Origin of the sequence: Enterobacter sp. JBIWA005, assembly GCF_019968805.1 — a bacterium.
GTDB classification, from domain to species: Bacteria; Pseudomonadota; Gammaproteobacteria; order Enterobacterales; family Enterobacteriaceae; genus Enterobacter; species Enterobacter vonholyi.
The window spans coordinates 1568909-1583219 of the sequence record NZ_CP074159.1 but is presented as its reverse complement, the minus strand read 5'-3'; the positions used below and the strand labels follow the sequence as shown (position 1 = coordinate 1583219).

At 56.9% G+C, this 14311-nt stretch carries 11 protein-coding genes; 1 reads left to right on the top strand and 10 read right to left on the bottom strand.

From position 1 onward, the window contains the following. Nucleotides 1-169: 169 nt before the first annotated feature. From mukB to cmoM, 4 genes are read right to left on the bottom strand one after another with little or no spacing between them, the layout of a single operon-like run. Nucleotides 170-4621 carry a chromosome partition protein MukB gene (gene mukB, locus KGP22_RS07410; protein ID WP_223581777.1) on the bottom strand — a complete coding sequence of 1484 codons (4452 nt, stop codon included), beginning with the start codon at nucleotides 4619-4621 and terminating at the stop codon, nucleotides 170-172. Continuing rightward, on the bottom strand, nucleotides 4621-5325 hold the full coding sequence (mukE, locus tag KGP22_RS07405; protein WP_008499954.1) for a chromosome partition protein MukE: 705 nt from the start codon (nucleotides 5323-5325) through the stop codon (nucleotides 4621-4623). Before mukE ends, mukB begins: the two co-directional genes overlap by 1 nt. After that, nucleotides 5306-6628: a chromosome partition protein MukF gene (mukF, locus tag KGP22_RS07400; protein WP_041910621.1), complete on the bottom strand. Its 1323-nt coding sequence runs from the start codon at nucleotides 6626-6628 to the stop codon at nucleotides 5306-5308. The genes mukE and mukF overlap by 20 nt, the downstream gene beginning before the upstream one ends. 3 nt (nucleotides 6629-6631) lie before the next feature. Next, nucleotides 6632-7411 (bottom strand): tRNA uridine 5-oxyacetic acid(34) methyltransferase CmoM, encoded by a 780-nt coding sequence (gene cmoM / locus KGP22_RS07395; protein WP_023311004.1) that lies wholly within the window; start codon nucleotides 7409-7411, stop codon nucleotides 6632-6634. A 124-nt stretch (nucleotides 7412-7535) separates the two neighbouring features. Here cmoM and elyC point away from each other — a divergent pair, with 124 nt between their 5' ends. Further along, nucleotides 7536-8312, top strand: coding sequence for an envelope biogenesis factor ElyC (gene elyC, locus KGP22_RS07390; RefSeq protein WP_223581775.1), 777 nt, complete (start codon nucleotides 7536-7538; stop codon nucleotides 8310-8312). Here elyC and KGP22_RS07385 read toward each other — a convergent pair. The 6 genes from KGP22_RS07385 to msbA all read right to left on the bottom strand — a co-directional run bounded on the left by KGP22_RS07385 (nucleotide 8292) and on the right by msbA (nucleotide 14295). Further along, nucleotides 8292-9185: a YcbJ family phosphotransferase gene (locus KGP22_RS07385; protein WP_111964561.1), complete on the bottom strand. Its 894-nt coding sequence runs from the start codon at nucleotides 9183-9185 to the stop codon at nucleotides 8292-8294. The two genes, elyC and KGP22_RS07385, sit on opposite strands and share 21 nt — an antisense overlap. Nucleotides 9186-9327: 142 nt before the next feature. Continuing rightward, nucleotides 9328-10074 carry a 3-deoxy-manno-octulosonate cytidylyltransferase gene (kdsB, locus tag KGP22_RS07380; RefSeq protein ID WP_008499959.1) on the bottom strand — a complete coding sequence of 249 codons (747 nt, stop codon included), beginning with the start codon at nucleotides 10072-10074 and terminating at the stop codon, nucleotides 9328-9330. Further along, nucleotides 10071-10253, bottom strand: a complete 183-nt coding sequence (gene ycaR, locus KGP22_RS07375) for a protein YcaR (protein WP_014069589.1) — start codon at nucleotides 10251-10253, stop codon at nucleotides 10071-10073. The genes kdsB and ycaR overlap by 4 nt, the downstream gene beginning before the upstream one ends. A 45-nt stretch (nucleotides 10254-10298) precedes the next feature. Further along, complete coding sequence (locus tag KGP22_RS07370) at nucleotides 10299-11528, bottom strand: winged helix-turn-helix domain-containing protein (RefSeq protein ID WP_223581774.1); 1230 nt, start codon at nucleotides 11526-11528, stop codon at nucleotides 10299-10301. Nucleotides 11529-11572: 44 nt separating this feature from the next. Continuing rightward, nucleotides 11573-12550, bottom strand: coding sequence for a tetraacyldisaccharide 4'-kinase (gene lpxK, locus KGP22_RS07365; protein ID WP_223581773.1), 978 nt, complete (start codon nucleotides 12548-12550; stop codon nucleotides 11573-11575). Continuing rightward, nucleotides 12547-14295 carry a lipid A ABC transporter ATP-binding protein/permease MsbA gene (gene msbA / locus KGP22_RS07360; RefSeq protein WP_223581772.1) on the bottom strand — a complete coding sequence of 583 codons (1749 nt, stop codon included), beginning with the start codon at nucleotides 14293-14295 and terminating at the stop codon, nucleotides 12547-12549. Before msbA ends, lpxK begins: the two co-directional genes overlap by 4 nt. Nucleotides 14296-14311: the final 16 nt, after the last annotated feature.

The window sequence follows — 14311 nt, the reverse complement described above, 5'->3', positions numbered from 1 at the left end:
CCCTGTTTTCACGACATGCCCATCACGTTGGGGCTTTCTTTCATTATAGGTAGACGGCTAAGCTGTTGCCTTACCTTATGTAAAGAAGTTTAAAGATAACGCAGCCCTAAGCACAAGTTAAGTTTAAAAAAAAGCGGCGCCAGGGCGCCGCTTCGGGTCAGAAGACGCTTCAGGAAGCGTCCGCCGTGGTTTCAGGCAATGATTCTGGCGGCTGCGGCGCAAAGCCACGCAGCCCAACAACGTGCACGTGTTCGCTGTTCTGGAACACTTTACGCACCAGCTTGTAGGTTGTCCCTTTTTCGGGACTGATGTTCTCAGGTGCCGCAATGATGAGCTGCATATCGAGACGTTCGCAAAGCTCAAAAAGCGTAGCAATGGAGCGCGCATCAAGACGCGCAGCCTCATCAAGGAACAGCAGTCGGCATGGGGAGATGTCTTTGCCGCGCAGGCGGCGCGCTTCGTCTTCCCAGCTCTGTACCACCATCACCAGAATTGACATACCGGTACCGATCGCTTCACCGGTAGAGAGCGCTCCGGATTCCGCACGCAGCCAGCCGTCTGAGCCACGGTTTACCTCAACTTCCATTTCCAGATAGTTTCGGTAGTCCAGCAGCTCTTCACCGATGGTTTGCGGCGTACGCTGTCCCATATCAATCTGCGGGTTCAGGCGCTGATATAGCTTCGCCAGCGCTTCGGAGAAGGTCAGACGGTTACTGTTAAACAGATCCTGATGCTGCTCGTGCTGCTCAGAAAGCACTTCCAGCAGGGTGGCATGCGCTTCACGCACGTTAACATTGAGGCGCACGCTGTTCACCTGACCAAACGACACGCTCTGCAGCCCCTGGTTGAGCTGGCGGATACGGTTCTGCTCGCGCTGAATGGTTTTACGAATAATGTTCGCCACGCTGCGGGAGCTGATTGCCAGCTTCTGCTCGCGGGAGGTCAGCTCTTCCGTCAGACGGCCCAGCTCGATTTCCATCTGTTCGATGGCTTCGACCGGATCGTCAGTACGGATGATGTCCTGGCGAATACGCTCGCGCAGATGCTGGTAAACCGCCACGAAGAACTGGATTTTACGTTCAGGACGTTTCGGATCCTCAGACATACGCAGGACATCGCGCAGGTGTTCGTTATCCGCCACCGCCAGACGCAGCGCACCCAACGCCTTATCCGACATAGAACGCAGCTCATCGGCGGAGAGATATGCCAGCTCGCGACGGTGCAGACGACGCTCGACGTTATTGTCTTTCACCATGCGCATCACCGCGCACCAGCCCGCCTTGGCGGTCACGACCTGCTCACGCATTTCATGATAATCGCGTTCCAGCTTGCGCAGGCGACGGGTCAGGTTATCCATTTCGGCTTCGCAGAAGGTCAGCGCTTTTTCCAGCTGATTACGACGCGCACGGTTATTGCTGAGCTGCGAATGCAGTTCGTCACGACGGATACGCGCGCGCTCTTCTGCCCCGCTGTCGGCACGAACGCCGATGTCCTGAAGCTCTTTCTGCAGATCGTTTAACAGCTCTTTCTTGGTGTCGAAGGAGCTTTTCAGCGAGGCCAGCACCTGGTTGTACTGGTTCAGCTGAGCGGAGTGGCTGCGCATTGCTTCGCGGGCGCGAGTACGTTCCGCTTCAGCCTGCTCAAGGCGCTGACGCAGCTTTTCGTTCAGGTCACTGTTACCGCTCAGCATTTCCGCCGAATCGGAGTAGCCGAAGTGGGCGCGACGCTGCACCACCTCCGTCAGGGCAAACGCCTGCTGACGCGCCTCGCGCTGCACCTGCTGCGACCAGGCATAATCTTCTTTTAACTGCTCATACTGTTCCGGGTCGCTCTGCAGGACAGAGACTACCGGCTCGAGCTTCGCCAGCTGATTGCCGTGCTGCTGCACGAAGCGCGCGGCTTCCTGCGCTTCATCCAGACGCTCCTGGATCTCGTCCACGCGATCGGCCAGCGTGTCATCCGCCAGCAGATTCAGGCGCGGCAGAATACGGTTAAGGGCCGCGACGCCCTCTTTCGCCTGCTCGAACTGGACGCGGCTCTGCTGGTTGTCGCTTTCATGACTGGCAATCGCCCGCTCCAGCTCGCCGCGACGGGTATTGAGCTTGCGGATTTCGGCTTCCGGGTCCGCGTCAAACGCTACGGCGAGATGGCTGCCGATAAAGCGGCTGAAAGACTGGTGCAGACGCTGGGTTTTCTGCACGTCAAACGACAGCGTCGCAAAACGTTCAGACAGCGTTTCACGCTCGGCGTGCAGGCTTTCGATGCGGCTTTCGCGCGCGGCGCGGCCAAACAGCGGCAGCTCAGGGAAGCGGGAATAGCGCCACTGACGGTCGGCGATTTTCACCACCACCGCTTTTTCCAGCTCGTCGACGCTGAATACGCTGTCATCGAACGACTGCGGATCCCCTTCGATCAGGTAGAGATCTTCCGGACAATCTTCCAGGCCGGCAAGCTGCTCAGAAATCAGCGACAGATCCGGGACCACTATCGCGTTGCGGGATGGACCGTACAGCGCGGAGAAGTACGGGGCATCATCAAGACCTACATCGTCATAAATCTCGGACAGCAGCACGCCGCCAAAACGCTCGGCGAGTGCATTCAGGCGCGGATCTTCTGACCCGCCCGGCTGGCTTAAGCGTTCAATTTCTTCGTCGACGTCACGCTTGCGCGCGCCCACTTCATCACGCTCAACAATGGCTTCGCGCTCGCGCTCCAGCAGCTGCTGCAGGTATTCTGTCACTTCCTGACTGGATTCGAACTGCTCGCCGCACTGTTCGCTGAGCTGGTTCAGGCTGCTTTGAGCCGCCAGCCAGACCGGCGCCCGCTCCAGAAGCGTCTTCGAACGGGACTGAAGCTGCTCCAGCTCCTGACGCAGAGTCATACGCTGTTCGCTGGCGCTGGAGACCGTGTCTGAAAGCGCAGCGATACGCGCTTCCAGCTCCTGATGCAGGGCCTCAAGCTCGTCGAAATCGTAATTTTTTCCCTGACGCTTGCAGAATTCCGCCAGCAGACGCTCGGCTTCCTGCTGCTCGCGCAGACGCTGCTCCAGCTCGTTCAGACGCATACGCAGCGGCTGAACCTGCTCGGCCAGATGGCGCTGGTTCACGCCGTCGCGCAGCAGCTCACGGGCAACGTCCCAGGCTTCGCTACGCGCCAGCGGGCCGTTAATCGCAACGACTAACTGATAAGCCTGCTCAAACTGGCTGTGCGCCGTTTGCGCGACGCTCATTTTTTGTTCGAGGGACAGCAGTTTCTCGGTGGCTTCCTGCTCTTTGGCCTGGAAGGTATCCAGCCACTCGTCGGCGCTTTCCGGCGTCAGGTCAGGCAGATGGCACAGCTCTTTCGCGCGCTGCAATGCCTGCAATGCCTGGGTGTACTGAATCGCACGCGTCTGCTGCACGTCCAGCGCCTGCTGGTAATCGGCAAGCTGGCTTTTCAGCTCATCCACTTCCAGCTCGGCGGCTTCGGCGCGGGCTTCGTTCTCTTCCTGCATGTCGGCGGCTTCGGCCACCACTTCATTTTGCTCTTCGAGACGGATCTGCAGCTCGTCGAGGTCCGCTTCATAGCGCTCGATTTTTTCCTGCTGACGGAGCGCAGTTTGCACCAGGTTCAGGTGATCGCTGGCGGCCTGGTAGTCGGCTTCCAGGTCGCCCTCGGCACCGTTGTGCTCACCGAGTTCGCGCGCCATTTCGACGTGCTTGTACTGCTCGGCCACCAGCTGTTTACGGGAGGTAAACAGCTCGCGACGGTATTCTAATGCCTGATCGAGATGCACGCGGCGCTCGTTGGCGTGGCGCATGTAGTCCGCCGCCACGTAGTTGGTGGCTTCGCTGATCAGGTGTTTAAACAGGTCACGATCGGACTGGGTAACGCGAATCGCTTCCAGCGTCATACGGTTTTCACGCAGCGCCGCTTCCATATCCTGGAAGGCCTTACGCACCCCGCTGTTTTCCGGCAGCAGGTAGTCGCGCAGGGAGCGGGTAATCGCGCTGGAGATACCGCCGTACAGAGACGCTTCGATCAGGCGGTAGTATTTGCTACGGTCTGATGCGGTGCGCAGACGACGCGCCACCACGCCCAGATCGAACATGAGCGAGTGGTAGTCGGTAATCGAGTTGAACTGCTTGAACTGGACGCCTTCAATGGCTTCCAGTTTATCCTTCAGCTCCTGCAGCGTCAGCACGCGCGCCTGGCGTTCATTCAGGGTTTCCGTCAGCAGCGCCGTCGGCTGCACGGAGGTCGGCAAGCCCTGAATCGCAAACGGCTTGATATCCACTTTACGGTCACGGCCAGCGACCTGCTGCAGGCGCACGCCCACGACTACACGCTGATGGCGGGAGTTAATGACGTCCAGAACCGAATAACAGACGCCGGCCTTCAGCTTACCGTGCAGACCTTTATCACGGGAGCCGCTTGTTGCTCCCGCTTCGGTGGTGTTACGGAAGTGAAGCAGCGTCAGGTCAGGGATCAGCGCCGTGACAAAGGCCGCCATGGTGGTGGATTTACCCGCCCCGTTACCGCCGGAGAGCGTCGTGACCAGCTCATCCAGATCGAACGTTCGGGCAAAGAAGCCGTTCCAGTTAATCAGCGTCAGTGAGCGAAATTTACCGCGTTCAATCATTACTCTTCCTCCCCGCTATCCGGCAGATTCTCTTCATGCTCATCATTGAGCTGCAAATGGTTTTCCACCGGCATCGCTTCACCGTCGCGGATCATGCGAAGCTGCGCTTCACGCGCGTCATCGCCCGCACGCACGTCGGCGCCGAAGCGGAAGACAGATTCCGTAATGCGGAATTTGCTGCTGTCGTGGCCCATAAACCAGACCATCCCCAGACGACGCAGACGGTTCAGGGAAGAGCGAACCTTTTCCTGTAATTTCTGACGGTCAAGATCCGAACCCGTGGAACGGTTGTTCACCAGCTTGAGCAGCTTGCTTTCATCTGCCAGCGTCAACAGCTCGTCGTAAAGTTCCTGCTGGGTGAAGATCCCTTCATTCGCCAGACGTTCCGGGCTGAGGTAGAGGTAGCAAAGAATTTTGCCGACCATCATATCCAGCTCGGAGAGCACGGAACGCGGAATCAGCGTCGTGGAGCGCGGGCGCAGGTAGAAAAATCCTTCCGGCGCGCGGATAAGCTCCACGTTGTAGCGCGCGTAAAACTCTTCCAGGTACTCCTGAAAGTCCATCAAAAAGGCGTGATTATCCAGCTCGTCTAAGCCAATGTGACGACCGGCACGCAGCTGGCTGTCCAGCGCCGGAAATAACGGATTCGCCAGCGCCTGTGCCAGCTTAACCGGCATCACTTGTTCAATATTTGTCAATGACATGCGCCTGTACCTTGGCTCCGTAATCGTTAATTGGCTGCCACTTCGGCGGCAGTCCGGTGAAATCTGCTTGCGCGATACCCAGGCGCACCGCCTGGTCTACCACAATGCGGGCAACGTCGAAGTGGCGCGCACGAGGATATTGCGCCAGATAGTCGCGCACCACGAGTCCAAGATCCAGCGGAGCTTGTCTGGTTTTGTAGACCGCGAGCTGTTCTTCGATCATCGCCGCAAGCTGCTCGCGAATTTCGTTAAATTCTTCGTATTCCAGATCCGGCGGCAGTTCACCGGTCACCTCTTCATCGCGCAGCGCCATCTCTTCGTCACGCATATCCAGCAGACGATCGGCATTGGCATAGGTCAACGCCCACGGCGCATCGAAATAGGTCTGTACCGACTGACGCAGACGCTGAGCAAAGACGCGGTTTTTATCCATATCGATCGCGGTACGGATAAATTTATGCACGTGTCGGTCATAGCCGATCCACAGGTCGATCGACTGCTGGCCCCAGCTGATAATACGGTCGAGTTTGCTCTGCAGGTCGAACACCAGACGGTCAATAAAGTGCAGATCGTCGTGCGCCAGGGTCGCATCCTGGATGCGCAGAAGGTTCGCCTGAAGCTTATCCCCTGCGGCTTCCAGCGTATCCTGGAGCTCACGCAGCGTGCCGGAGGTTTCTGACAGCAGAAGTTCGCAGCTGGAGATGGCCGCTCGCCAGTCTTTATTCAGCAGCTGCGCGATATCGTCTTTCACCTGCTGCTGCTGCTCGTCCATCAGTCGCTGGGTGAGATCGATACTATCGAAAATCTCGGCCACCGAATATTTCAGCGGCGCGTAGACGTTACGGTGCCAGTGGAATTCGTCACCGTTTTCATCCGCCGCGTCGGCGGCGCGCTTAAGCTCACCCGCCACGATCGAGAGCTGCATGGAAAGACGCAGCGTGGAAAATTCACGCTGGCGGATATAATAATCGGTGATGCCGATGCCCAGTGGCGTCAGACGATAGATGGCGTTTCCTTCCGCCTGCTCGCTGGTAAAGCGGTTCAGCAGACGTTGACGCACCATATCGTTGATTGCGTTGTTGGCACGCACGCTAATGGTTTCGCTGGTTTGCTCAAACGCATCACTGACATGGCGGAACGCATCCACCAGTTCACCCTCGCTCATTTCACCATCCAGCCGTTCGCCGTTCAGCGTGGCAACCGCCAGCAGGAAAGAGAGTCTGTCTACCGGCAGCGAGATGGAGAAATCGTTTTTCCTGGCCCAGGCAACCAGTTCGGGGACTGTCTGGGAAAATTCACTCATAGGTTATCCTTGCATCTGCGGCTTGTGCGCGGTGACGTGAATATAGCGGCCAAGGCTGATAAAAGGCTCCTGACGGCAATACCGCGTTTCTAATTCTGTTAAGGTGTCAAAACAGTCACGCTGTTTGTGTTTTTCACGCAGATAATCATGAAACACCCTGACGCCCGTCTTCCCGACTATCTGCCAGCCAATCGCTTCCAGCCAGCCATAAACCTGCTGTGGATCGCGCGGATAGTCCGGGGAAAGCGTGCGCTTTTTCTTTTTGGGCATCCCGACCTGAACATAGTCGAAGTTTCCTGCAACCATGTTGTGCATCAGAAAGCCGTTAGCATTGTAGAACATCAGCGACAGCGTGCCGCCCGGGCGCAACATCGACCACAGGGTTTGTAACACGCTTTGCGGATCGGCAACCCACTCCAGCACCGCATGAAACAATATCAGATCAACCTGGGTTTCCAAATGCTGTGCGATGTCCTGAGCGGCGCATTGTATAAAATGCATGTTGTCGCTCACACCTTTCTCTTCTGCAGCACGCGTCGCCCGGGCGACCATTTCAGCAGAAAGATCGCAAAGCGTGACGTGATGACCGCGTTCAGCCATTTTTATGGCCGTCTGCCCTTCACCGCCACCGGCGTCCAGCACGCGCAACGTTTGACCACCGAACGTAGCCAGAATGGTGTCCAGATCCTGCCAGAGGATCGTCTGACGGAGCTGCCCTTTCGTGGTGCCATAAATGTTGCGCGAAAACTTTTCCGCGATGTCATCAAAATTGCGATCCCGCATTGGGAGAGTTCCACTCGCTAACTGCAAAACCGCTATTTTGTCACACCCGCGCGGAGAATGAACCTCTCTGGTGTAATATCACGGGTAATCACCTGCTATATGGTCAAAAAAGGAACCAAAAAGGATGCTTTTTACCCTTAAGAAATACATTGGAGGGATGATGCTTCCCCTTCCGCTGCTGCTCATCATCATCGCGCTGGGGCTGGCGCTGGTGTGGTTCAGTCGCTTTCAGAAAAGTGGCAAAACGCTTATCACGCTCGGCTGGTTAGTCTTGCTGCTGTTAAGCCTGCAACCGGTCGCGGATGGTCTGCTACGCCCCATCGAAAACAAGTACCCGACATGGCAGGGAAAGCAGAAAGTGGCGTACATCGTGGTGCTGGGCGGCGGATATACCTGGGATCCTGACTGGGCCCCCAGTTCAAACCTGATCAACAACAGCCTGCCGCGGCTGAACGAAGGTATTCGCCTCTGGCTGGCGAATCCGGGATCAAGAATGATCTTCACCGGCGCGGCGGCCAAAACGAACCCGGTGAGCACGGCTGAAGCGGGCGCCAGGGTCGCGGAATCGCTCGGCGTACCGCGTTCTTCAATAATCACTCTCGACAGCCCAAAAGATACCGAAGAAGAGGCTGCCGCTGTGAAGCAGGCGATTGGCGATGCCCCGTTCTTACTGGTGACCTCCGCCTCACACCTGCCGCGCGCGATGATTTTCTTTGAGAAGCAAGGCCTGCACCCGCTTCCCGCGCCGGCAAACCAGATGGCCATCGACGCGCCGCTCAACCCATGGGAGCGAGCTATCCCCTCCCCGGCGTGGCTGATGCATAGCGACCGCGTCGGCTATGAGACGCTTGGACGCCTCTGGCAGTGGCTGAAAGGATCGTCAGGCGAGCCAGGGCAATAATGATTTTGTTGCCAGATCGAAGTTTGCGCGATTAAAACGTCCGGTGTTCACCAGCTGCGCGACTTCGTCCCAGAGCAGGTAGAGCCAGCGCCGCCAGAGGAATGCTTCAGCAACAGGGGCGCGTTGAAGGTAATGCCACAGTAAACCTTCCGCCGCCCCGCTGTCGCTGAGCCTGAAGAGTTCATATTCGCGCGGAGCCCAGAGCATGATCCCCGGCCCGAGCATCGCCAGAAGCTGATCGCTTCGGGCGTCTTTGAGCATGCTGCGCAGGGTGAAATTACCGTGGATCAAAACGCAGTTGTCATTAAAACCGTCGAACAATGCCGGTAGGCACTCGCGGGTGCGAAACAGAATGCGTTTGTCCTGCATGGTTAAACCGGTATTGTTGAACTGGTTAAGCGTCCCCCAGAGCACTTCCACCCGCTGGCGGTACCACTGCGGCCACAGGTTTTCCTGAGTGCTGTCGACCGGACCGACAAGTCCGCGGCTATCCTGACGGTGCCAGGCCAGCAGCGCCTCGACAATCTGGTCTTTTAACTGCTCCCAACGTTCCGGCGTGCGCGCAGGCGCTTCAACGGACACACCTCGTAAACGCTCAATCAGCAGCACGTCCGGGCCGGGGTGTTCCTCGTGGGTCATTACGCCGTACACCGTCGGCATACGGACGGTCCCCTCCCGCGCCAGCATCGACATTTTCCATGCAAGCTGCCTGGCAACTCCCGGCGAGGTGAAACTTCTGGCCATCAGCGGCATTGGGTTGCCCTGACTGTCATACAATGACCAAAGCGCGGTATCGGCCTTTTCACTCACGCATTCGACCCGGCTTAATTTCTCACCCAGCAGATGGCTAAGTTCGGCACGCAGCTGTTCCATATGAGATTACCCCCATTAAGACTACTGCTTTTATAATGAGCGTCCTTAATGAAGTTGTCACCCGGAAGAGATCAATCAGGAAAAAGAAAGTGAAAAATAAAGCGGAGAGTGCATCCCTCACTGAGGAGAGATGCCGATAAGATTAACGCAATTCGGCTCGAACGCGCTCAAGATCTTCAGGGGTGTCTACGCCCGTGCCGGGAACTTCCTCAGCAACGGCAACGTGAATTTTCTCGCCATACCAGAGCACGCGAAGCTGTTCCAGCATTTCGATATGCTCCAGCGGGCTCGGCGCCCAGGCCACATAGCGACGAATAAAGCCGGCGCGATAGCCGTAGATCCCTATATGGCGCAGGAAAGTATCACCAATGGTCTCTTTAGAAAGCGCAAAGCGATCGCGATCCCACGGAATCGTAGCTCGGGAGAAATAGAGCGCATAGCCTTCCGCATCCATGACCACCTTCACCGCATTCGGATTGAATGCCTCTTCAGCGTGGTGAATGGGTACCGCCAGCGTGGCCATTCCGACCTGACGCTGGGCCAGGTTTTCGGCCACCTGACGGATAATCACCGCTGGGATCATCGGCTCGTCACCCTGCACGTTTACGATGACCGTATCATCACTGAAACCACATTTCTCAACCACTTCCGCCAGACGTTCGGTGCCGGACTGGTGATCGGCGCGGGTCATGCATACCTCACCGCCTGCTGCCTCAACCGCACGGGCGACGTCAGGATGGTCGGTAGCAACAATCACGCGATCGGCACCGGATTCACGCGCGCGTTCAAGAACATGCACAATCATCGGCTTGCCGTTGATATCCACCAGCGGTTTACCCGGCAGACGCGTTGAGGCATAACGCGCAGGGATAATGACAACAAAACTCATGGTTTGCTCTCTTCTGCTACCAGGGAGCGGGATTCATTTTCCAGCAGTACCGGAATGCCGTCACGCAGCGGGAAAGCCAGGCTGTCCAGCTTGCAAATCAGCTCCTGTTTGTCCTGGCTATAGTAGAGTTTGCCGTTGCATACCGGGCAGGCAATAATTTCAAGTAAACGGTGATCCATAGTTCCTCCGTATGGGTAATAGCTAAAGCTTAACACATTCCCTTTTCAGGGCGTGCCTGTTTCCCAGCCACTTCGACAGGATGTAAACAATCCATCAGGTACCCGGCCCAGCGTCACGTCGCGGGCACCCTGCCAGCGCGCGAATTCGCTAATGGCGGACGTTAACCCTTTTTCCAGGCTCGCCGTCACCCTGACGCCTTCTTGCAGATAAAGCGCAATGATTTCAAGCGTTCCGGTCTTGCGGTGCATTTTGGCATCCATACGCCCGACCAGTTGCCCCTTGTGCAGCAGCGGTAAAACAAAATAGCCGTACTGGCGCTTTGGAGCCGGGGTATAACATTCCAGCCGGTAGCTAAAATCGAACAGCTGCTCGGCACGTTTTCTGTCCCAGACGACCGGGTCGAAAGGCGACAGCACCGCACTGTGGGTTGCCTGAAGTTTCCCCTCCAGGGCCAGAGGCAGTAGCGGGAGGAGATCCGCATGCAGCCACATTTCGCCCAGCGTTTCCACCGTGACGGGGATGATGCACTGTTCGCGTTGCCAGATGTCCAGCAGCGGTTTCAGCGCGGGCTGGCGAAGGCGGTAATAATCTGCCAGCCATTGGGGGCGGAAAATCCCCAGGCTGCGGGCGCTGTTCTCCAGCATGATGGCCTCGGCAGTCTCCTGGGTAAGCAGGTCACGCTCGTCGTCCCAGTGCGGCATCACGCGATGCGTCAGGTCGTAGACGCGCTGAAAATTACGCCGCTCAATCACCATGACTTTACCTGAGGTGAACAGCCCTTCGAGATGACGTTTGTGCGGCTTCCACTCCCACCAGCCGCTGATGCCCTTGCGCGGGTGTTCAAAATCGGCGGAACGTACGGGACCGTTATCCTGAATATGCGCGATGAGCTGCTCAATTTCAGCCGCATGTTCCTGCATCCACGCCTGTCGGTATTTCCAGCCCATATTTTCCGGCGCGAGCATGCGGTGACGAACCAGGGCAAAATCGCTGCGGGGCAGAAAACAGGCTTCGTGCGCCCAGTACTCCATTAACTCCCCCTTGCTTAGCGCTTCATCCAGCCACTGCAAAGGATAATTCCCCAGTCGACTAAAAAGGACCAGGTAAGGGCTACGGGCCACAATGTTAATGGTGTCGATTTGAAGCAGCGACATGCGCTGGACGGTAGAGAGAATATCGGCAGGCTGTGCGCGGCGGCGGGGCTTTTTGAGCAGCCCCTGCGCGGCAAGGTGTAAATGACGTGCGGCTGAAAGCGAGAGTTGCGGTAATGACATGCGTTTTCCTGTCAGTCTAAGCGCCACCGGAACCGCGTAAGCCTTTACTGCACCAACGCAATCAGTTCCTGGAGCAAGTGTTCCGGCTGCTCGCCGCTGAGTTCAGCGTCAACCGGCAGATACCACCAGTTATCTTTCGCAAAGGCACGGCATTTTACCGCATCTTTTTCGGTCATGATCAGCGACTGTCCGGGCACAGTCAGGGCGTCAACCTGCCCTTCCACCAGCGCCTGGTGGTCGGCCAGCGGAACGCGTTTTTCAAGCCGGGCACCACACTGTTCCAGCGTCGCGAAGAAGCGCGGGGGATGACCAATTCCCGCCATCGCCACCGGTGAAGGTAGCTCAGCAACCGACCGGCGTTCACCCGTCGCCAGGTTGACCGCCAGACCCGGCTGCAGGTGCATCGGGATTTCACCCGATTTTGCCTCTCCACCGTTCACAATCACCGCATCAACGGACTTCAGTCGCGAAGCACGTTCACGCATAGGGCCGGCAGGCAACCACCAGCCGTTACCGAAACGGCGAACACCGTCGATGACCACGATCTCTTTATCACGCGCCAGGGCATAGTGCTGCAAGCCATCGTCAGTGATGATGATTTGTACCGCCTGTTCGACAAGCAGCGCCTGAACGGCGTCGCTGCGCACCGGAGAGACCGCAACCGGCGCGCCGGTACGCTGGAAAATCAATACCGGTTCATCACCCGCTTCGGCTGTCGTGGTTTCCGCCGTCAGCAGCAGCGGATAACGCGCCGCTTTGCCACCATATCCGCGCGATACCACCCCTGGGCGGATACCGCGTTTTTGCAATTGCTCCACCAGCCAAATCACCACCGGCGTTTTACCGTTGCCGCCTGCCGTAAGATTACCGACAACCACAACCGGCACCGGCGCGCGCCAGGCACGCTTCAGCCCCAGACGGTAAAGCAGACGGATAATGCCGCTCACCAGGCCGTATAGCCAGGAGAGCGGCAAAAGCAGCAGCCACAGCGGGTTCTCACCGGACCAGATACGTGCAATCATTCGCCAAACTGCATCTTATGAAGCTGGGCGTAAACGCCGCGGTGCTCCAGCAGGTCAGCATGGCTTCCGCGTTCAACAATGATACCGTCCTCAACCACGACGATTTCGTCAGCCTGCTCGATAGTCGACAGACGGTGTGCAATCACCAGCGAGGTACGGTTTTTTTGCAGCTCATCCAGCGCAGACTGAATAGCACGTTCAGATTCCGTATCCAGCGCAGAGGTCGCTTCGTCCAGAATCAGAATCGGGCTATCGCGCAGTAGAGCACGCGCAATGGCAATACGCTGACGCTGACCGCCGGAAAGAAGTACCCCGTTCTCACCGATTATCGTATCCAGGCCGTTATCCATCTTATTGATAAAGTCCATTGCGTAGGCCATACGCGCGGCGTTCTCAATCTGCTCGCGGCTGTACTCATCAGTGCGCGCGTAAGCGATGTTGTTGGCGACCGTATCGTTAAACAGATGCACGTTCTGAGAAACCAGAGCAACCTGGTTACGCAGCGACTGAAGGGTATACTCTCGCAGGTCATGCCCGTCTAACAGAATCTCACCTTCGTTAATATCGTAAAAACGGGTGATCAGACTGGCAATGGTCGATTTACCCGAGCCGGAACGGCCTACCAGCGCCACGGTTTTCCCCGCCGGAATGGTCAGGTTGATATTGCGCAAAGCCGGTGTTTCACGACCAGGATAGGTAAAGGTCACATTGCGAAACTCAACGTCGCCGTTTGCACGCTCAATGACGCGCTTACCTTCATCTTTTTCCTGCTCGGAATCCAGAATGCTGAACAGGGTCTGACAGGCCGCCATCCCACGCTGGAACTGGGCGTTGACGTTTGTCAGGGATTTCAGCGGACGCATCAGGGCGATCATTGAGGAGAAGACCACGGTGATGGTACCCGCCGTCAGCGTCTCCATGACGCTCGGGAAGCTTGCCGCATACAGGACGAATGCCAGCGCCAGTGACGCAATCAGCTGAATAATCGGGTCAGAGATGGAAGAGGCTGAGACCATTTTCATCCCCTGAAGACGCATTTTGTTGCTGACTTTATCAAAGCGTTTTGTTTCGACTTCCTGACCGCCGAATATCAACACTTCCTTATGCCCTTTCAGCATCTGTTCCGCGCTAGTGGTCACCTGCCCCATCGTGTTCTGCATATTCTTACTAATATTGCGGAAGCGCTTTGAGACGACGCGGATGGCAATAGAAACTACCGGCGCCAGAACGATAAGGATGAGCGACAGCTGCCAGCTGTAATAGAACATCATCACGAACAGGCCGATGATTGAAGCACCCTCACGCACAACGGTGATCAGTGCGCTTGAGGACGAGGAGGCAACCTGCTCGGAGTCGTAGGTAATACGCGATAGCAGCGTCCCGGTAGACTGCTTGTCAAAGAACGAGACCGGCATGCCCATCATGTGGCTGAACAGGCGACGGCGCATGGTCATCACCACTTTCCCGGATACCCAGGAAATGCAGTAGCTGGAGATGTAGCTGGTGATACCGCGTAAGATCATCAGTCCGATAACCACCAGAGGCATCCATAGCAGCACTGAGCGATCCGTTTTACCAAAACCGTCGTCCAGTAACGGTTTGAGAAGCGATAGCATAAAAGTATCGCTGGCTGCGTTGAGGATTAACGCTACTCCCGCCACGATCAGGCCTGTTTTAAAGGGCGCAATCATCGGCCAGAGACGGCGGAAGGTTTGCCACGTGGAGAGATCTTTGTCGTTATGCATTCAAAAAACCAGCATT

Excerpts from the sequence above, each read along its gene's own strand:
- mukB (WP_223581777.1), bottom strand. The coding sequence starts at position 4,621 with ATGATTGAACGCGGTAAATTTCGCTCACTGACGCTGATTAACTGGAAC.
- KGP22_RS07370 (WP_223581774.1), bottom strand. The coding sequence starts at position 11,528 with ATGTCATTACCGCAACTCTCGCTTTCAGCCGCACGTCATTTACACCTT.
- mukF (WP_041910621.1), bottom strand. The coding sequence starts at position 6,628 with ATGAGTGAATTTTCCCAGACAGTCCCCGAACTGGTTGCCTGGGCCAGG.
- mukE (WP_008499954.1), bottom strand. The coding sequence starts at position 5,325 with ATGTCATTGACAAATATTGAACAAGTGATGCCGGTTAAGCTGGCACAG.
- lpxK (WP_223581773.1), bottom strand. The coding sequence starts at position 12,550 with ATGATTGCACGTATCTGGTCCGGTGAGAACCCGCTGTGGCTGCTGCTT.
- msbA (WP_223581772.1), bottom strand. The coding sequence starts at position 14,295 with ATGCATAACGACAAAGATCTCTCCACGTGGCAAACCTTCCGCCGTCTC.
- KGP22_RS07385 (WP_111964561.1), bottom strand. The coding sequence starts at position 9,185 with ATGGAACAGCTGCGTGCCGAACTTAGCCATCTGCTGGGTGAGAAATTA.
- kdsB (WP_008499959.1), bottom strand. The coding sequence starts at position 10,074 with ATGAGTTTTGTTGTCATTATCCCTGCGCGTTATGCCTCAACGCGTCTG.
- ycaR (WP_014069589.1), bottom strand. The coding sequence starts at position 10,253 with ATGGATCACCGTTTACTTGAAATTATTGCCTGCCCGGTATGCAACGGC.
- elyC (WP_223581775.1), top strand. The coding sequence starts at position 7,536 with ATGCTTTTTACCCTTAAGAAATACATTGGAGGGATGATGCTTCCCCTT.
- cmoM (WP_023311004.1), bottom strand. The coding sequence starts at position 7,411 with ATGCGGGATCGCAATTTTGATGACATCGCGGAAAAGTTTTCGCGCAAC.